Annotated in this window: 20 protein-coding genes and 1 riboswitch; of the genes, 6 read left to right on the forward strand and 14 right to left on the reverse strand. The window is 65.8% G+C overall.

What is annotated here, in order from left to right:
• Positions 1–73 precede the first annotated feature (73 nt).
• A complete protein-coding gene (locus tag IPG63_08890) occupies positions 74–1,960 on the reverse strand; it encodes a TonB-dependent receptor (protein ID MBK6727358.1) in 1,887 nt (628 codons plus the stop codon).
• A 109-nt stretch (positions 1,961–2,069) separates the two neighbouring features.
• Positions 2,070–2,272: riboswitch (cobalamin riboswitch) on the reverse strand.
• A 102-nt stretch (positions 2,273–2,374) separates the two neighbouring features.
• Between IPG63_08890 and IPG63_08895 the strand changes: the two genes are divergently transcribed.
• The 3 genes from IPG63_08895 (at position 2,375) to IPG63_08905 (ending at position 4,747) form a co-directional block, all read left to right on the forward strand.
• Entirely contained in the window at positions 2,375–3,043 is a 669-nt protein-coding gene (locus IPG63_08895) for a zf-TFIIB domain-containing protein (protein ID MBK6727359.1), read from the forward strand.
• Positions 3,044–3,149: 106 nt separating this feature from the next.
• A complete protein-coding gene (locus tag IPG63_08900; protein ID MBK6727360.1) occupies positions 3,150–3,998 on the forward strand; it encodes an SGNH/GDSL hydrolase family protein in 849 nt (282 codons plus the stop codon).
• A gap of 62 nt (positions 3,999–4,060) precedes the next feature.
• Complete coding sequence (locus tag IPG63_08905; GenBank protein ID MBK6727361.1) at positions 4,061–4,747, forward strand: YihA family ribosome biogenesis GTP-binding protein; 687 nt, start codon at positions 4,061–4,063, stop codon at positions 4,745–4,747.
• Between the two features lie 52 nt (positions 4,748–4,799).
• On the opposite strand, the gene IPG63_08910 is transcribed toward IPG63_08905, so the two are convergent.
• The 6 genes from IPG63_08910 to IPG63_08935 all read right to left on the reverse strand — a co-directional run bounded on the left by IPG63_08910 (position 4,800) and on the right by IPG63_08935 (position 10,267).
• Positions 4,800–5,414: a hypothetical protein gene (locus IPG63_08910; protein ID MBK6727362.1), complete on the reverse strand. Its 615-nt coding sequence runs from the start codon at positions 5,412–5,414 to the stop codon at positions 4,800–4,802.
• A 75-nt stretch (positions 5,415–5,489) separates the two neighbouring features.
• Positions 5,490–5,747 carry a hypothetical protein gene (locus IPG63_08915; protein MBK6727363.1) on the reverse strand — a complete coding sequence of 86 codons (258 nt, stop codon included), beginning with the start codon at positions 5,745–5,747 and terminating at the stop codon, positions 5,490–5,492.
• Positions 5,748–5,749: 2 nt separating this feature from the next.
• The gene (locus IPG63_08920; protein MBK6727364.1) at positions 5,750–7,060 is read right to left on the reverse strand and encodes a TFIIB-type zinc ribbon-containing protein; all 1,311 of its coding nucleotides are present in this window, start codon (positions 7,058–7,060) and stop codon (positions 5,750–5,752) included.
• Between the two features lie 21 nt (positions 7,061–7,081).
• Entirely contained in the window at positions 7,082–8,233 is a 1,152-nt protein-coding gene (locus IPG63_08925; GenBank protein ID MBK6727365.1) for an SPFH domain-containing protein, read from the reverse strand.
• Between the two features lie 301 nt (positions 8,234–8,534).
• Positions 8,535–9,062, reverse strand: coding sequence for a hypothetical protein (locus IPG63_08930; protein ID MBK6727366.1), 528 nt, complete (start codon positions 9,060–9,062; stop codon positions 8,535–8,537).
• Positions 9,059–10,267: an AAA family ATPase gene (locus IPG63_08935; GenBank protein ID MBK6727367.1), complete on the reverse strand. Its 1,209-nt coding sequence runs from the start codon at positions 10,265–10,267 to the stop codon at positions 9,059–9,061. Before IPG63_08935 ends, IPG63_08930 begins: the two co-directional genes overlap by 4 nt.
• Positions 10,268–10,571: 304 nt before the next feature.
• On the opposite strand from IPG63_08935, the gene IPG63_08940 reads away from it, so the two are divergent.
• The 3 genes from IPG63_08940 to IPG63_08950 all read left to right on the forward strand — a co-directional run bounded on the left by IPG63_08940 (position 10,572) and on the right by IPG63_08950 (position 11,772).
• A complete protein-coding gene (locus tag IPG63_08940) occupies positions 10,572–10,934 on the forward strand; it encodes a type II toxin-antitoxin system RelE/ParE family toxin (protein MBK6727368.1) in 363 nt (120 codons plus the stop codon).
• Positions 10,935–10,936: 2 nt separating this feature from the next.
• Positions 10,937–11,254 carry a helix-turn-helix domain-containing protein gene (locus tag IPG63_08945; protein ID MBK6727369.1) on the forward strand — a complete coding sequence of 106 codons (318 nt, stop codon included), beginning with the start codon at positions 10,937–10,939 and terminating at the stop codon, positions 11,252–11,254.
• Between the two features lie 158 nt (positions 11,255–11,412).
• On the forward strand, positions 11,413–11,772 hold the full coding sequence (locus IPG63_08950; GenBank protein ID MBK6727370.1) for a transcriptional regulator: 360 nt from the start codon (positions 11,413–11,415) through the stop codon (positions 11,770–11,772).
• Between the two features lie 16 nt (positions 11,773–11,788).
• Here the strand turns inward: IPG63_08950 and IPG63_08955 are convergent, their stop codons facing one another.
• From IPG63_08955 to IPG63_08985, 7 genes are all read right to left on the reverse strand, one after another.
• Positions 11,789–12,211 (reverse strand): type II toxin-antitoxin system VapC family toxin, encoded by a 423-nt coding sequence (locus IPG63_08955; protein MBK6727371.1) that lies wholly within the window; start codon positions 12,209–12,211, stop codon positions 11,789–11,791.
• Positions 12,211–12,465 carry a type II toxin-antitoxin system Phd/YefM family antitoxin gene (locus tag IPG63_08960; protein MBK6727372.1) on the reverse strand — a complete coding sequence of 85 codons (255 nt, stop codon included), beginning with the start codon at positions 12,463–12,465 and terminating at the stop codon, positions 12,211–12,213. Before IPG63_08960 ends, IPG63_08955 begins: the two co-directional genes overlap by 1 nt.
• Positions 12,466–12,577: 112 nt before the next feature.
• Positions 12,578–13,915 (reverse strand): ATP-dependent protease ATPase subunit HslU, encoded by a 1,338-nt coding sequence (gene hslU, locus IPG63_08965; protein ID MBK6727373.1) that lies wholly within the window; start codon positions 13,913–13,915, stop codon positions 12,578–12,580.
• A 2-nt stretch (positions 13,916–13,917) separates the two neighbouring features.
• Positions 13,918–14,460, reverse strand: coding sequence for an ATP-dependent protease subunit HslV (gene hslV, locus IPG63_08970; protein MBK6727374.1), 543 nt, complete (start codon positions 14,458–14,460; stop codon positions 13,918–13,920).
• 194 nt (positions 14,461–14,654) lie between these two features.
• Entirely contained in the window at positions 14,655–15,398 is a 744-nt protein-coding gene (locus IPG63_08975; protein MBK6727375.1) for a sulfite exporter TauE/SafE family protein, read from the reverse strand.
• Positions 15,395–16,270 (reverse strand): tyrosine recombinase XerC, encoded by an 876-nt coding sequence (locus IPG63_08980; protein MBK6727376.1) that lies wholly within the window; start codon positions 16,268–16,270, stop codon positions 15,395–15,397. The genes IPG63_08975 and IPG63_08980 overlap by 4 nt, the downstream gene beginning before the upstream one ends.
• A 17-nt stretch (positions 16,271–16,287) precedes the next feature.
• A complete protein-coding gene (locus IPG63_08985; GenBank protein MBK6727377.1) occupies positions 16,288–17,931 on the reverse strand; it encodes a hypothetical protein in 1,644 nt (547 codons plus the stop codon).
• Positions 17,932–18,084 lie beyond the last annotated feature (153 nt).

An 18,084-nucleotide genomic window follows, 5' to 3' on the forward strand; every position in this document is an offset into this window, starting at 1 on the left:
TCCGGCGCAAGTGTGAGCCAGTTCACAAGCAAGTATCCCGTCATCAGCGATGACGGCAGCGTGTACGCGAAGATTACTCCCCGTAGGCCAAGGTCAGGTAGGCGCCGCGGCCAGGCGTGTTGTAACCGCTGAGCACGGCATAGTCACGGTCGAGCACGTTTTCGAGGCGCAAGCCAAGTCGCCAGCGTTCGCCAAACGGCAGCGAGGCGACCAGATGCGCCAGTCCATAGCCTGGCAGGGTGCCGTTGAAGTCCTGGCGTGAGCCCGAGCCGAAGGCTTCGATGCCGAAGCTGGCGCCGCCGTCCAGGGTGTAGTCGACACGAAGTGTCGCTTTCTGACCCGGACGTCGCAGCAGATCGGCGCCGCTGTCGCGGTTCTCGGCGTCCTGCACGGTGGCGTTCGCAACGATGCCGAAGCTGCCGAGGTGGCCGTCGTATTCGAGCTCGATGCCTTCGAGGTCGGCGCGGGCGATGTTGATCGCCTGGTAGCTGGATCCGCCGCTGAAGCTGATCAGGTCATCGACGCGCGAGCGGTAGGCGCTGAGTTCGATGCCTTGATCGCTGCCGAAGTCATGGCGCAGGCCGAGTTCCACGGTGTCCGACTGCTCCGGCTGCAGTGCCGGGTTGCCAGCGAACAGGCCGCCGAATCCGGGCGAGTACAACTCGTTCAGGCTCGGTGCGCGGAAGGCCTCGCCGTAGCTCGCGCGCAGGCGGGTTGCGGCGGCGATCTGCCAGCCCCACGCCGCCTGGAAGGTGGTCTCACCTCCGAACACCGAGTTGTCGTCGCGACGCGCGGTGAATTCCAGCTCGTGCGCCGAGATCTGCTGGCGGATTCCGGCGTACAACGCCTGATTGTGGCGGCTGGCACCGAATACTTCGCTGTGGCCGAAGGTCTCCCGCTCGCCGCCGTGCTCGCGTGCGTAGTTGATGCCGGCGGAGATCCCGGTGGCTTCGCCCAGCGCGCACTGGTGGTGCCAGTCGAAACTGGTGCGACGCGAGGCATAGGCGGCGAAGTAGGCCGGCGTGTCCAGGTTTTCGCGGGCGTGGCCGAACTCGACGTGATGCGACCAGCGCGACGTGATCTGGCCCGCGAGCGAGAGCTGCGCCGACGCGTTCTCCGCCTCGGTGACGCCCTGGTCGAACTCGACCTCGGCCTGCGTGCCCTGCGCGCTGAAATGCAGCATCTGCTCGCCGATGCTGGATTCCACGTTCAGTCGCGCGTGGTTGTTCTCGTAGCCATCGGCGTCCGGGTCGTGGCCGAAGGCGGCGGCATTGGTCGCCGAGAAGCCCTCGGTCTGCTCCTGGCCGACGGTCAGCGACATCGCGCCATGGTCGCCGGCGCCGCCGATGCTGGCGTCGACACCGAGGCGGCCATAGCGGCCCGCGGTGATGCGTCCGGCGTAGCCTTCGATCCTGCGCGTGAAGATCTGGATCACCCCGCCGATCGCATCCGAACCCCAGAACGCGGCGCGCGGGCCGCGCACGATCTCGATGCGCTCGACGTTCGCGAGCGGCAAATGGGCGAGGTCGTAGAGGCCGGAATTGGCCGAGCTGACGCGCACGCCATCGACCAGGATCAAGCTGTGATTCGAGTTGCTGCCGCGCAGGAACAGCGTGGTCGCCTGGCCGACGCCGCCGCTGCGGGTGATGTCGATGCCGACTTCGCCGCGCAGCAGCTCCAGCAGATCGCCCGGCTGGCGGCGCTCGATCTCGGCACGATCGATCACGCGCACCGCGGCGAGCGTGGCATCGACCGGCGTCGACTCGCGCCGCGCGGTCACCTCGACCGTTGGCTGGCGCACTGCCGAGCCTTCGGCGTTCGCCACTGAACCGCCGCCAGCCACCGTTTGCGCTGAGCTTGTCGAAGGGCGCGGCGACAGCGCATCCCCATTCGCAAACGCGCCCGTAGCCGCCGCGATGCCGGCCGCGATCAATGAAATCCTGAAGGTCTTGCTGTGCATGGGGTCTTCCTCGTTCGGCACGCACCCGTGCCGGTGTAAGAGAGACGCCACGCGGGACGTTGGCCCGGTGCAAACGAACAGCATGCATCCGCCCACGCCGCCCCACGCAGCGTTGCTGATGCCGTCCGGCCGGTCTCCGGGCTCACGAGTGGAGTCGCCTCCGAAACGTCCCCTTCCCATGCAGCGCACAGTGGTCTGGACGTTCCAACTCGCTTACCGTTGCGGGGGCAGCGTCGGCCTTGCACCGACTTCCCGTTTCACCCCGCAAGCCTCTTCCGAGACGGGCGGGACACCAGATAGCCCGCGCAGCCTAACGCCCGCACCCCGGATTCTCGCAAGGGGCGACGGCGTGCTATGGATCGAACATCCGCCGGAATGCCCTCAGCCACCATAGACGCCAGCGCGAGCACGACGATGCAGCACACCTGTCCCCATCATGGCGGCGTCCTCAGCCGCTTCCAGTTTCGCGGCCACGTCTTGTGGCGCTGCCTGCGCTGCGCAGGCGTGTGGTTGCCGGGTCCGTTGGTGGCCGCGGTAGCGGGTAGCAAGCCGAACTGGCCGGCGCGTGCCGCTGCTGCGGCGAGCACCTTGCGTTGCCCCGAGGATGGCCGTGCGCTCCAGGTCGTGAGAGCTGGCGCCGTCGAACTGGACTGGTGCGCCCACTGCCACGGCGTCTGGCTGGACCAGGGCGAACTGGCGGCGATCGCGACCCAGCAGGCCGCGCACGCGAAGCCTGCTGATGACGCCCGCCCACTCGCGGACCTGGCGGAAGAAGGCGTCGATGCGGGCATCGAGGTTGCCGGTCGCTGGATCGGTCGGGCCGGCAAGCCCGTGCCGCGCCCGAGCCTCGCTGCGGCCGACGCCGTAGAGGTTGCCGCTGCCAAACCGCCGCCTTTGCCGTCCTTGATGCCAGCATCTGTCGACGCTGAGGGCCAGCCGTTCGCGGTCGAACTCGATGCCGTCAGCGCTGTCGGCGATGGTGCCGAGCTCGGCGGTGGCCTGCTTGATGCGACTGGCGAGATCGCCGGGCAGTTGCTCGAGGGCGCGTTGTCGCTGGTCGGCGAGATCTTCTCCGGTCTCTGATCCGCACGCCGAGGTGTCGCGCCCGCTGCTGTGGGTCCGCCGAGCAGCCCTTGAATCTGCGGCGCCCGCGCACACCTCCCGTCCACCCTTGCGGAACGGAATTCCCATGCGCTGGCTGCTGGCTCTGTTGCTCGGACTGTGCGCATGCGTGGTGGCGGCCGAGCCGCTGCGCATCCTGTTCGTCGGCAACAGCCTGATCTACTACAACGACGTGCCGCGTGCGGTCGCGGCGATGCTGGAGGCGGAGGGCACGCATCCCGAGGTCGAGGTCGAAATGCTGGCGCAGGGTGGGGCGACCCTGGCCGAGCATCTGAGCCGCGACGCATTGGATCGCACGCTCGCCGAGTTCGATCCGGACCTCGTGGTGTTGCAGGATCGCGGCCCGTACCCGCTGTGCGCGGCGGAGAACGCCGATTGCGCGAAGTCGATGGCGGCGTTCGCCGAGGCGATCGGCCGCGTGCGCGCAGCAGGCGCGCGGCCGCTGCTGTTTGCGACCTGGATCGGGTTTGCGCAGGGCCAAGCCGAACTGAGCCGCCGCTTTGCCGCGCTGGCGCAGGAGCATGGCGTGCCCGTCGCCGACGTCGGTCGCGCGCGCCAACTTGCGCAGGCCATGCCGCTGCACAGCTATCTCGATGCGACGAAGTTGTCGGATGCGCCGTGGTGGCAAGCGCCGCTGTTGGGCGCAATGGATCTACCCATGCCAGACGGCCATCCCGATGAAGCCGGGGGCTGGGTCATCGCAGCGACGCTGTCGCGCAGCGTGCTCGGCCAGGCCTTGCCGGCCGAATTGCGCATCGGCGAGTTTTGTCGCGCGCTGTGGGCTGGCGCGCGCCTGAGCGCGGCGCTGCCCGCCTATCGGCAGTTGCCGAAGGCGACGCAGTGCAACGCACCGGAGCCGAACGTGGTGGCGGTCGCGTCGATGCTTGCCAATCGGGCGGCATCGCTTTCCGACTGACGACAGCGCGAGCCACAAGGGTTCGGCTTGCCAGCATCGCCGCGCGCACCCACACTGCGGTCATGACCTACGCACCGAAGAAGTCGACCAAGTCGAAACCAGTGGCGAAAGCCGAGTTCAAGCCGTCGAAAGACCTGGCCGCGACCACTTTTCTTCTGTCGGCGCCGACGCCGCAGCACCTGCCGCCCGACCGCGGCGCCGAGATCGCCTTTGCCGGACGCTCGAATGCGGGCAAGTCGAGTGCGCTGAACGCGCTTACCGGGCAGGGCGCGCTGGCGCGCGTGTCGAAGACGCCGGGGCGCACGCAGCAACTGGTGGTGTTCCGCATCGATGACTCACGACGCCTGATCGATCTGCCCGGTTACGGCTTTGCCAAGGTGCCGGGCGAGATCCAGGAGGTCTGGCACAACGCGCTGGACCAGTATTTCCGCGAGCGCCAGTCTTTGCTGGGCCTGCTGCTGGCAATGGACGTGCGCCACCCGCTGACCGAATACGACCAGATCATGCTCGCGTTTGCGCGCGCCCGCGCCTTGCCGGTGCATATCCTGCTGACCAAGTGCGACAAGCTCGGCCGCAGCGCCGCGACCAACGTGTTGCACGCGGTACGCAAGGGTCTCGCCGACCATCGCGCCGCCGCCAGCGTGCAGCTGTTCTCCTCGACCGAACGCACCGGCCTCGATGTCGCGACGCGCTGGGTGGAGGATCGGCTCGGCATCAGCAAGCCAAAGAGCGCGCCCGAAGCGATGTAGGCGACATGGATCGGGCCACGAGTGGCCCTCCTGCAACGGGCTGCGCGCCCGTTCAATGCCAGGTGCGGTGGTCGACGCTGGTTTGTTCGAGCGGCGGCGGCGTGCCGGCCACCTCGACCAGGGCCAGTGCGTAGGGCTCGTTGATGCTGACGCAGCTGACCTCGTCCCAGCCGAAGAAGGACGGCTCACGCAGCCATTCGGCATGCGGCGAAACTTCCTGCACTGTAAAGCCCTCGGCTTCGAAGGCGAGCAGCTTGCCGATGTAGCAGACCTCGGTCTCGGCTTCGGTATCGACATAGAAACTGGTGACCGGGGCGCGCTCGGCGGCGGCGGCGACGATCTGCTGCAGATCGTCGAGCGGGAACGCGATCGGCAGTTCCGGCGTGAGCTTGCGCAGCTTGATCGCCTTCTCCAGGAAGTCGGCATGGTGGTCGGGCGCTTCCAGGCGCGTGACATCGCGATAGCGCAGCACGAACAGGCCGTCGAAGCCGATGTAGTCGCCAAGCGCCCACAACAGGAAGCGGTCCTTGCCGACCGCGGCGATGTAGCCGGTGAAGCTGCCCGGTTCCAGGTGTTCGCGCCATACCCGCACCAAGGTGCGCTCGCGCAGGGCTTCGCGCAGCCGCGCCGGAATGGACTTCGGTTTCAGTTCGACGATCTTGGTCATGGGCGCAGTTTAGCGGGTTCGACCCGGGCGATCGAACCGCGGTCGTCCGCGCCGCCGCGATCCGTCATTGCCGAGCTAGGAATCGTCCTGTCTGCGCTGCACGCGCTGGCGGTAGGCGCCCACGTTGTTGCCGCGAATGCTCGACTCGCGCGTGCCCTTCACCTCGTCGACCTTGTGCTCCGAGCCAGTGACCGGCTTGGCCTCGACCGCAGTCTCGTGTTCGAACGCGTGCGACTTGTCGGTGTTTCGGTAGTGGCGATACAGCATCCAGTACAGGCCGGTGGCACCGGCGGGACCGAGGAGGAGCAGGGCCAGAGATCCATCGTCGCTCATGGTCAGTTCGCCAGGATCCAGAGTGCAATGCTTTCGAGGATGGTGCCGACGGTGAGCGCGGCCAGGATCAACTTCCACTGCTGCACCGGCACGCTGCCCATGGTCTCGCCGGTGCGGCCGTTCACCGCGATGTAGTGCAGCATGCCGCCGTTCTTGCCGGGCTGGTGGTACGAGTACAGCCACACCGGCAGGTACATCGAAACCCAGCGCGTGCCGTGCACGTCGAGGCTTTCCTGCTCCCAGCGCACGCCGCGGTCGTAGCGGCTCACCGACTCGACCACCTGGTGGCGCGCGATCGACAGCAGCTGGTCCTCGAGACGCGGCTTGAGATGTGCAACGTCGCGGTCGCGCTTCTCCGAGCTGACGCCGTGCAGGTACGAGGCGTTCCACTTGACCGCGTTCTTGGTGTCGAACGGCAGGATGGTGTTGATGATGTTGTTGGTGTTCACGCTGGTGTCGTGATTGCCGCGTTCGCTCGAGGACTCCAGCGGCAGGTCGTCGACGGTGAAATCAACGTGGCGCTGCACGGCGTAGACGTCGGCGTCGTAGTAGGTCTTCTTGTCGTTGCCGCTGCCGCGCGTGTAGCGCGCGGTCTCGATCTCGCCCTGGCCGGCAACATCCGCGCTCGCGCGGCCGTCGACGATCATGTACGGCAGGTACACGGCGCTGACGTTCTCCGGCGTGAACTGCTCCTTGAACGCTTTCAGCGCGAACATCTGCCGCTTGTCGACGAACTGGCGGATGCGCGCGATGGCGTCGTCCTTCTTGATGTGGAACGGCAGCACCGCGTCGGGCACGGCGCCGTTCGCGACCTGCTCGTTGACGCCGAACACGTGCCGGCACCAGTGGCAGCGCGCGGTCATCTGGTTTTCGGTGTTGACCGTTACCTCGGCGCCGCAGCCGGAGCACTTGAAGCTCATCAGGTGCGCGCTGTCGGCGGCGATGTCCTTGGCGCCGGAGGCGATGATGGTGCCGCTCAGCTCATCCAGTCCGCTGCCGAGGCCGAATTCCTCTTCGACGCGCGCGCCCTGCCACTCGTTGCGGCAGAAGAGACAAACCAGCAGATCGCTGCCGTGCTTGTGGCGGATGTCGGTGGCTCCGCACTTCGGACAGTGGTTGGCGCCGTCTTTGAGCTCTTTGGCCGAGGTGTCGATGGCGACCGGATCGGGCGCGGTCAGTTCGTCGCGGATCGGCTTGGGCAGCGTCGCCGGGTCGATCGGAAACTGGCCCGGCAGCGGCGGCACGTCGCGGGGTGAGCCGGGGCCGCTGACCGGCGGCAGCGGCGGCGGTGATGGAGGCTTGGCGTTCGACATGGTCAGTGCGCGCTGCGCCGCCTACAAACCGAGCGCTTTGGATTTGGCCGCGTCGTAATCGGCCTGGGTGATCAGGCCAAGATCGAGCATCTCCTTGGCCTTCTTCAACTTCGCGATCGGGTCATCGGCGGGCGCGGCAGGCGGTGCCACCGGCTGCTGCAAGCTGGCGATGCCACCGAGCATGCCGGTCGCCATGCCAAGCCCCATGACGCCACCGGCACCGCCGGTCTCGCCGGCCGACTGGATGCCCTGGGCCACGCTCGCCTGCAGATTGGAATTGCCACGACTGCCAGCGAGCGCATCGGCGCGCTGCACGGTCTTCAGCAGTTCCTTGGTGTTGGCGTCGTACTCGATCGAGATGATCGCGGTCTTGGCGATCACGAGGCCGCGATCGGACTTCCACTGATAGGCGCTCTCGACCGCATCGGACAGGCTCTTGGCGAAGCCGATCGAGTCCTGCTGGATCTTGCTGATGCGATTGCCCTTGCTCGGATCGTTCGTGTACAGGCTGAACGCCGGTGCCAGCGATCCGACCACCTCGTTGAACAGTTGCCCGGCAGCGGCGTTGTCGAGGTCGGTGAAATCGAACACCTGGCCAGGCTGGAGAAAACTCGCCGGCACGAAGTTTTTCACGAACAGGATCGGATCGACGATCTTCAGCGTGTACGAACCGCGCGTCACCGCGCCCACCTGGGTACGCAGGAAGCCATCGTCCCAGTAGATCTCCGACTGCGTGCCGAAGCGGTTGTCCGGCAGTTCCTTCAGCGAGACGAAGAATGCCGCCTGCTGCGAACCCGGCTGGCCGCCGAATTTGAAGCGCTCCCAGCTCTGCTTGACCAGCGCATCGACGAGACCATCGCCAGAGAAGATCGACTTCGAGTTCAGATCATCCGAACGCCATTCGTAACCACCCGCCTCGGCCGCGAACCCGGTGACCTTGCCGTCCTGGAACAACAACAGCCCGTAGCCTTCCGGCACGACGATCTTCGAGCCATTGGTGATGATGTTCGACGACCCCTTGGTATTCGACCCGCGTCCCGCGTTCGTGCCGCGCGGCACCGCCGCGAACAACGCCGCCGTCGCCGGCAAACCATCCGGCACCGTGTAGAAGTCCTTCCACTGGTCCGCAAGCACCCCACCAATCGAACCCGCCACCGCCTGAATCAGACCCATGACTTCACTCCGTGATTCCCGGCCCGGCACCATGCCGGGCGTGCGCGGGGAACTATACATTCCCGGCGACGAAGTGCAGACGCAGGGCGTCGCGAAGTCGTGGGCGGCGCGAAGCAACGCGGCAGCTCAGGCGGACGGGAGAGGCTGCGGAACAAGCCGCGCGTGGAAACACCGAGTGACTGCTGGCGACCCGAAGCAGACCTTCGCTTATCGGCTGACCCGATGCTCGATCTGAACTGCGCTCCGCTTTAAGTTCCCAAGCCGGCGTGCGCTCAGGGCGAACTCATCTGAAAGCGCGGGACTAGCGTTTCCTCTTGCCGGGTTCTCGAGGTGCTGCGGCCGCCGATGACGGCGCGGTTGGCAGATGTTTCGCCATGACCGCAGCGCCAACGAACTCGATTCCGTTCTGGTCGAGCTGCAATTTCACCTTTTCGGTTGCGACAAAATGCACCTTCCCCGAGGCCACCCACAGCCACTTGGCGATCCTAGCGCCGTCACGAAGGTGCTCGCGAAGTTGCTCGCGGGCAGCTGTGCGCTTCCTGATAACGGTGCTGATCTCGCCCTGCGAGGCAGAGTGTGGCTCAACCGCAATGACTTCTCCGCTAGGCGCGTGGCCGAGCAAGTAATCCCAGCGGTTCTCCTGTTCCCGTCCCGGCCTCAAGTTCCGGTCAATTTCCAGACTGTCCGCGAAATCGGCACGAATCTCGGTACTGAAGTACTTCTTGTGCGGATTCTCAACCGCGGCCAGACCATCCTGGACAGAGCCTTGCAATGTCGAATCGTTCTTTAGGGCACCTCTGATCGGCGTCACCGCGTTGGTCCTGGTCATCGGTCGCTCTCGTTCACCGCAGCTCGCACAGCATCGCCGAAGCGCGACGAGTAACCGGTAAGGCCGCCCCATCCGGAAATGCGTGCGTCGTCTGACTCTGGATCGAGCGCAGAGATATCGGTCGAAGCCACTCGTCCGTTAGATTCAAAATCGAGCAAGTAGGCTCGGTAGTCCTTGCACAGGGCCGCCTCAGCCAGCTTACGCATCTGCGCGGACTTGCCGACGTCAAATGCTTCGCAAATCAACTGCCACCGCGCAGCGTGTTCCTTGAGCTTTCGCATCATCCAGAGCATGGTGAGCACGTGCGGTGAATGCGTTGAAAGGACGACTCGATATCCGCGCCAAAGCAGGTCGAGGATCAGGAGCATCACGGCGGTCACCGCCTGCGGGTGTAATCCCATCTCGGGCTCCTCGATCACCACCCAGTTGGTTTCCGCTCGCTTGCGCAGTTGGGTCGACGGAAGCAGGTGGTAGAGGCCAAGTAGCAACGGCGTGAACTCGCGCTGTCCCGCTGTCCAGGTCATGAAGGGCAGATGCATCTTCCCGTGTACGAGACGCAGACGTCTTGCATGCTGGCTGTCTTCTTCGATACCAACTTTGCCGCCATGAAACACGGCCCGGTCGATCTGATCTCGAATTTCGTTCTTGAGTCTCTTGTCCAGCGGAAACAGAGTGCCGGCATCCTTGCTGCTGAAGCGGTCGAACAGATTCTGACTGAACATGCGCGCGACCGCGGGGGTGTCCGAGCTCAGCTTCTGAAAGGGTGCTGCCCAGCCATCGCTGATCAGCATGGATCGATGCGCCGGAACGAAGAACAGGTGTTCCTTGCCGTCGCCGATTCTTCCCAGTCCCTTGGCAGTGAGGCGCTTCCCTGCCAGCACGATCTCGGTCTCGCCATCGCGCCAGGCGGGCGCCATGCCGGCTCCAAAAATCAGGTCGATCAGCACCTCAGGTCGATCCGTCGGATGGCCAGCAGTCTTGAGCGCATCGACGATCTGTCGGCCGTCCATCGCGACCTTGAGCCACTGAAGCGCAAGACTCTTGCCCGCGCCCTGGGGGCCGACCAGGACCGTGAGGTCGCCCAGCCTAAGGTTCACTTCGTCCAGATGAGCGAAGTTTCGGATCTTCAACGAAACTGGCTTCGTTGGCTTGGACCCAGCCTTGGCCTTGGCCTTGGTTTTGGTCCGGCTCGTACGCTTTGTCATCGTGGGCCTCGAACTTGTGCACGAATGACTGGTCGGTTCGGCAGGAAGTCCTGCACTTCCGCCAAGTCCTAGTTTGCCTAGACTGTAGCGGATAATCAGCGCGAGCTATTGTGCTTCGGCTTGTGGGCGTCGCTGGGTGCGAGCAGTGCTGGCTAACTCGCTGATGGTCAGGGCTAAGCTTCTTGGTCCGCTTCTGGCCGACAACAGTCATTGCGGAGGGTGTACTCGAGTGTCGCGGCGGTGAGCGGCCACCATGGCGCGACATGTTCTTGACGGCATATGGTGGCAGTGACATATTCGCGCCATGGCATGGGTCGTCGAGTTCGTCGAAGCGTTCGAGCTGGAGTTCGATGTGCTGCCGGCGTCCGTGCAGGACGAATTGCTGGCCCAGGCGGCGGTCATCGAACACTTTGGCCCGGGGGCAGGCCGCCCGCGCGTGGATACTCTGAACGGGTCGCGGCACGCCAACATGAAAGAGATGCGGTTCGACGCCGATGGCGGCGTATGGCGTGTGGCCTTCGCGTTCGACCCTCGCCGGCGCGCCATGTTGCTGGTCGCTGGTGACAAGTCCGGCGGCAGCGAGAAGCGCTTCTACGCCCGGTTGATCGAAAAGGCCGATGAACGATTCGACTCCCACCTGAAGCGCATTGGCTCGAGAAGGAAATGACCATGACCCGTACCCTGGCCGACAAACTGCAGCAGCTGCCGGCGTCGCGCCGCAAGAAGGTGAGAGCGCGCGCGGCCGAACTCATCGCCGAGGAGATGTCACTGCGCGACCTGCGCAAGGCGTTGAGTCGCACGCAGGTCGATCTCGCCAAAACGTTGAAGGTGGGCCAGGACACGGTCTCGCGCTACGAGCAACGCAGCGACATGCTGTTGTCCACGCTGCAGAGCTACATCCACGCCATGGGTGGGGAGCTGGACCTGGTCGTGACTTTCCCGAAGCGCAAGCCGGTCAAGTTGAAGTCGTTGGGCGCTGTCGGCTAGACGTGCGTGACCGACCTGGCTCGGATGCCTTATCTCAACTCGACGCCTGATGCGGATAGCTGCGTGGCGGTGGCATGCCGGTTCCCGGCGGGGTACATCAAGTTTGTCGGCACCCATGCCGCATACGAGCGAATCGACGCAGCAACCGTGGAGGACGCATGAACATCCATCCCATTCGCACCCAACGCGACTACAAGGCCGCGTTGAAGCAGTTGTCCGCGTTCTTCAACGACGAGCCCGCGCCCGGCACCGAGGAAGGTGATCGCTTCGAGATCCTCACTCTGCTCGTCGAGGCCTACGAAGCCAAGCACTTCGCGATCGCAGCGCCGGATCCGGTCGAAGCGATCCGATTCCGCATGGAGCAGGGCGGCCTGACCGTGAAGGATCTCGTTCCGTCCATCGGCCAGCCTAACCGGGTGTATGAAGTGCTGAACCGCAAGCGCGGCCTCACCCTCGACATGATCCGCAACCTGCATCGCAACCTGGGCATCCCCGCGGAGAGCCTGATCGGTCCCTGAGCGGAGCGTGGCCGTGTCACTGGGGATCCCAAGGGTTGAGAATTGGCGCGCCGGATGATTGGAAGTCGCGCACGTTCCGCGTGACGATCGTCATCCCATGAACCAGTGCAGTGGCCGCGATCAGACTGTCTCTGAAGGGTCGTGGGTCGGGCACATGAAGCGCAGCGCTGCGCTGCGCGATGGCGGTATCTACCGGCAGGATGCGACCGGCGAAAGCGGTCAGGACGTGGCTTTCCAGCCATGTCCGCAAGATTGCGCCCTGCGCCGGGTCACGGCGCTCAGCCAGCAGCACGCCGAACTCCAGTTCGTGCACGATGATGGTCGACAAGTACAGATCGGCCGAGTCCACGCTATCGGCCCACTTCGCGACGTTTTGGTCGGATCGGCCGAGACGGATCTTTCGCAATTCGGAAATGACGTTGGTGTCGAGAACGAACATCAGGAGATGTCTGCGGCACGTGCGAGTTCTCGCGAACGCGGAGTCTCGAAATCAATGTCTGCGATGCCCGGCATAGCGAGCAGATCGGCGATCTTCCTGCCGCTTGCGGTCAGGCGCTGATAATGCTCGATGCTCATGAGGACATGGGCCGGACGGCCGCGGTCGGTGATGAACACCGGCCCATCGTTGGCAGCCCGCTTCGCTTCGCTGGCCGCCTGGTTGAACTCGCGGCTGGTCAGAGTGGTGATGGCCATGCACAACCTCGTCGTTGCGTTATTTGTAGAAACGTTACTACGTTGTGCGGCAGCGGGCAATCCGGAGGGTCGTGGCGGCGCTGAGCGCCGCCGCCGCGACTGATCGCCATGCTCAGAGGATGTACCGACTCAAGTCCGGATTCGCGGCGAGTTCGCCGAGTTCGGCATCGACGTAGGCGGCGTCGATCACCACGGATCGGGTCTCGGTCCGCGCGGCTTCGAAGCTGAGCTTGTCGAGCAGGCGTTCGAGTACGGTCGAGAGGCGGCGGGCGCCGATGTTTTCCTGGCGTTCGTTCAGGGCGAAGGCCATTTCGGCGAGGCGGCGCACCGCTTCCGGCTTGAATTCGAGGCTGAGGCCTTCGGTGCCGAGCAGGGCGGCGTATTGTTTGGTCAGTGCCGCCTGCGGTTCGGCGAGGATGCGTTCGAAATCGTCGATCGAGAGTGCGTTTAGCTCGACGCGGATCGGGAAACGGCCTTGCAGTTCGGGGATCAGGTCGGACGGCTTGGCGACGTGGAAGGCGCCGCTGGCGATGAACAGCACGTGGTCGGTCTTGACCGGGCCGTGCTTGGTGCTGACGGTGGAGCCTTCGACCAGCGGCAGCAGGTCGCGCTGCACGCCTTCGCGCGAGACGCCGGCGCCGCCCCAGTCCGAGCGCTGGCAGACCTTGTCGATCTCGTCGATGAACACGATGCCGCGCTGCTCGGCGGCCTCCAGCGCCTGCGCGCGGATCTCGTCTTCGTTCAGCAGCTTGCCCGCTTCCTCTTCGACCATTTGCGGCAATGCCTTCGCGATCGGCAGGCGACGCTTCTGCGACTTCTGGCCGCCGAGTTGCGAGAACATCTGCTTCAGCTGCGCGCCCATCTCCTCCATGCCCGGCGGCGCCATGATGTCGACACCGACGTTGAAGCTGGTCTCCAGTTCGATCTCGCGCTCGTCGAGCTTGCCTTCGCGCAGCATCTGTCGGAACTTTTCGCGCGTCACCGTCGCCTCGTCCGTAGGCTTCTGCTCCTCGCCCCAGACGCGCACCGCCTGCGGCCGCGGCAGCAGCGCATCGAGCACGCGCTCCTCGGCATTGGCCTCGGCCTGCGCACGCACGGTGTGCTTGGCCTTCTCGCGCACCATCTTCACCGACACGTCGATCAGATCGCGGACGATGGTCTCGACGTCCTTGCCGACGTAGCCGACCTCGGTGAACTTGGTCGCCTCGACCTTCACGAAGGGCGCTTCGGCGAGCGTCGCCAGACGCCGCGCGATCTCGGTCTTGCCGACGCCGGTCGGGCCGATCATCAGGATGTTCTTCGGCGTGACTTCGTTGCGCAGCGCTTCCGGCAACTGCATGCGTCGCCAGCGATTGCGCAGCGCAATCGCGACCGCGCGCTTGGCCGCGTGCTGGCCGACGATGTGCTTGTCGAGCTCGGCGACGATCTGTTGCGGCGTGAAGTGGTCCATGCTCACAGTTCCTCGATCGTCACGTGGCTGTTGGTGTAGATGCAGATGTCGCCAGCGGTCTTCAGTGCCGCTTCGACGATCTTGCGCGCATCAAGATCGGTGTGTTCGAGCAGCGCACGTGCGGCCGCCTGCGCGTAGGGGCCGCCGGAGCCGATCGCGATCAGCCCGTGTTCGGGCTCGATCACGTCGCCATTGCCGCTGATGATCAGCGAGGTCTCCTTGTCGGCGACTGCGAGCAGGGCTTCGAGGCGGCCGAAGCGGCGCTCGGTGCGCCAGTCCTTGGCCAGTTCGACCGCAGCGCGCACCAGTTGCCCGCCGTGCTTTTCGAGCTTGGCTTCGAACAGTTCGAACAGCGTGAACGCATCCGCCGTGGCACCGGCAAAGCCGGCGAGCACGTCACCGCGACCGAGACGGCGCACTTTGCGCGCATTCGACTTCATCACCGTGTTGCCGAGCGTGACCTGGCCGTCGCCGCCGATGACGACGCGGCCGTTGCGACGCACCGCGACGATGGTGGTCGCATGAAAGGTTTCGGGTTTGGACATCGGGATCTCCCGTGAGAATGGCGGAGATGGGGACGGCCCTGCGGCGCGCAAGTCCCCGCCTTTCCCCTCTCCCTCGATGGACACGACGCCGCCGTAGGGGCGGCCCCCCGTGGCCGCCCTGGCCGGTGGTCGCGAGGAGCAGGGCAGGCACGGGGGGTTGCCCCTACAGGTTCGCGGCCACCGTGATCATTGCGTCAGACCAACGCCAGCTTCCCCGCCGCAATCACCAGCACCAGCGCCAGCACCCGCTTCAGCATCGGCACCGGCAGCTTCGCGGTGCCGAGCCGCGCGCCGAACAAGGCGCCGAAGGCGACCGCGGCCAGCCACAGCGGCATCGCGCTTGGCCAGTCCAGCGTGAACGCACCGAGGCCGGCGAGACCGGCCAGCGAGTTGACCAGCACGAAACCGACCGAAAGCCCGCTCGCCTCGCGCGTGCGCGCCCAGTGCGCGAACAGCAGCAGCGGCGTCAGGAAGATCGCGCCGCCGGTACCGGTCAGCCCCGACACCACGCCGATGGCTGCGCCGGCGAGCAAGGCCAGCATCGGGTTTGGCGCGCGTGCAGCGAGATCATCGCGTGCGGCGCCAGCGGCGGTGCGCCACAGCTGCACGGCCGCGAACAGCAGCACCGCAGCCAGCACGTGTTTGATCAGCGCGGGCGAATGCAGATGTTTCGCTGCCAGGTACGCCGCGGGTGCGGAGGCCAGCACGAAGGGCGCGAGGCGCTTCCAGTCGATCAGCCCGGCGCGATGGAAGCGCCAGACGCCGATGCTCGCGACCAGCACGTTCAAGGCGAGCGCGGTCGGACGGATGCTTGCCGGCGCGAGTCCGAGCAGGCTCATCGCGGCGATGTAGCCGGAGGCGCCGGCGTGCCCGACCGAGGAGTACGCGATCGCGATCAGCAGGAAGATCGCGGCGAGCGCGAAATCGATGTCGCTCATCCCGGCTTCTTGCGCGCGCGCGGATGCGCGGCGTCGTAGACCTTGGCCAGGTGCTGGAAGTCCAGGTGCGTGTAAATCTGCGTGGTGCCGATGTCGGCATGGCCGAGCATCTCCTGCACCGCGCGCAGGTTGCCGCTTGATTCGAGCAAGTGGCTGGCGCAGGAATGCCGCAGCAGGTGCGGGTGCACGCGCTTCCAGACCCCAGCCTTCTGCGCCCAGCGCTTCAGGCGTGACTGCACCGTGCGCGGCGCAATGGGCTCGCCGCCGCGGCCGGGGAATACCGGCGCATCAGCCGTGGCGCCGAGTTCATCACGCCAGACCGCAAGTGCCGCTGCCGCCGGCGAGCCCAACGGCACCACGCGCGTCTTCGCGCCCTTGCCGAGCACGCTGACCAGGGACTGGCCGAAGTCGAGATCACGCCAGCGCAGGCCGCACAGTTCGGACAGGCGCAGCGCCGAGGAATAGAACAACTCGAACATCGCCTTGTCGCACAGCGACTGCGGCGAGTCGTCGCCGTGGTCGAGCAGGGCCTTCATCTCGTCGACATCGAGCACGTTCGGCAGCTTGCGCGGTGACTTCGGCGCGCGGATGCCCTCCGCCGGGTTGTTGCGCGCGTGGCTCTCGCGCAGCAGCCAGCGATAGAAGCCGCGAATGGCCGAGAGCCGCTTCGCCAGCGACTTGCCGCCGAGGCCGTTGCGGAACTCGGCGCCGACGTGGGCGCGCACGCCCTCCGGCTTCAGATCAGACCATGTGGCGCCCGGCATCTGCGCCTCGAACCAGTCGGCGAAGCGATCGAGGTCGTCGCGGTAGGTCGCGAGCGTGCGCGGAGCGAGCCGTTTCACGTCCCCGAGCCAGGCCAGGTACTGCGCCAGGTGCTCGCGGTTGGCGTTCACTCGAAGCCGTCGCCGAACAGCACCGGCGGTGCCTCGATGTCGATGAACACCGCGGCCGGCGCGCCGGCGGCACCGCTGGCATCGCTGGCCTGCACGAACACGATGTGGCGTCCGGGCGTCCAGCCGGTCGTCGCGATCTGCACTACCAGGTTTTCGGTACTTGCGTTGAACGCGGCGTCGGCGGCGGCCACCGGCAATGCCACCGCCAGCGGGTCCCAGGGCAGCCGATCGACGGTGGCGATCGCGGCGGTCACGTTCTGCATCGGCTCGCTGCCGTTGCTGTGATTGAAGCGCGCGTCGCTGGCGCTGGCGGTGACGGTGACGACAGCACCCGCGGTGACACTGGCCGGGCTCGCGCTGGCGCCATAGGCATCGGGTCCGGCGGGCAATTGGTAGGGGCGGTGCAGCACGCGGGCCGCGTACTTCAGCGTCGCCAGGTTGTCGGGCAGGATGGTGGGGGTGAAGTTGCTGCAGCTTTCGAAGAAGCTCGATCCCAGTTCGATGGTGAATGCAGGGACGCCGAGCCGACCGTAGGCATTGTCATCGGAGGCACCGTCGGTGGCATAGAGTTCGGAGGCCTGTTCCGGCGAGTAGTTGTTGAACCAGGCCATGCGTCGTGCGATCGCCTTGAAGGCTGCGTCATTGCCGGACGCGGAATAGCCCACGCCCCACGGGTACATGACGATTCGCGAGTAGCTGTGCAGATCGAAGTAGGCGCCGCGGGTATCGGCTGATGCGGGTTCGGTCAGGCTGTTCTCGACGCCGCCGCGGGTGTCGGGGAACAGGCCGTTGAGATAGGTGTTGACCGCCTGCGTCTCCGGCTCCGACATCGCGCTCGGGCCGCGGTAGGTGCTTTCGCAGGTGTAGCTGCTGGAACCGCCCGACACCAGGCTCCAGTAGAACGGGAAGTTGCGATTGAGATCGGTGCCGATGCCGGTGCCTGAGCAGCCGTTTGCGTGCCGGTTCTTGCGCTGCGACTGACCGCCCTCGGCAATCTTGCGGCCATCCGGGTTGGCCTGCAGCAATAGATGAAACTCGTTGTGGTCGATGAGCCAGGTCGCCTCGGCGCTGCTGCCGTAGTTCGTGAGCAGCCACTTGGCGAACTCGAGATTCAACTGCACCGGCGTGTACTCGCGCGCATGCAGGCCGCTCATCACCATCATCTTCGGCTTGTCGCCGGCGATGGCGCTGTTGCCGATCTTGAGCACGCGCAGGTCGTAGCCGGGCAGGCCGCCGGCCGTGACCTTTTCCCAGGAGTCGCCGATATCGATCACGCTCGCCAGCGCCGGGTGCGCGGCGACCTGATCGTTGATGAAGGTATCGGTCTCCTCGACCGTGCTGTAGCAGGCATAGCCCGGGATGGTCTTGGCCAGGGTTTCGTTGCGCAGTTGCGCGCTCAGCACGGCATCGAAGCGCGGTGCGTAACCACGCTGCTCCAGCCAGGCCCAGTCTGCGGTATCGACTTCGAGCACGATCTCGGCGAACTTGCGATCACGCGGCAGATGGCCGAAGTGGCGACCGAGCGCCTGCCGGTAATGGGCGTCGCCGTCGGCGATGCGGACGATGGCGCGCTCGTCGGCGCGGGCGGCCGGCGCGAGCGCGGCCAGAAGGGCGAGCAGGAGGGGGAGTCGTGGGTTCATCCCGACATTCTGCCATTGTTGCGCTGCCGCGTGACTGGTGTGTCGATGCCGCTATGTTCGCCCGGCCCCGGTCAGCTGGCCGAAGGGGAGGGCAGCCCGCCGCGATCCTGGATCGCGGCGGGCTTTATCTTTGCGGCATGCGAAACTGCGGCG

The organism is Lysobacterales bacterium, from assembly GCA_016703225.1.
Lineage (GTDB): Bacteria > Pseudomonadota > Gammaproteobacteria > Xanthomonadales > Ahniellaceae > JADKHK01.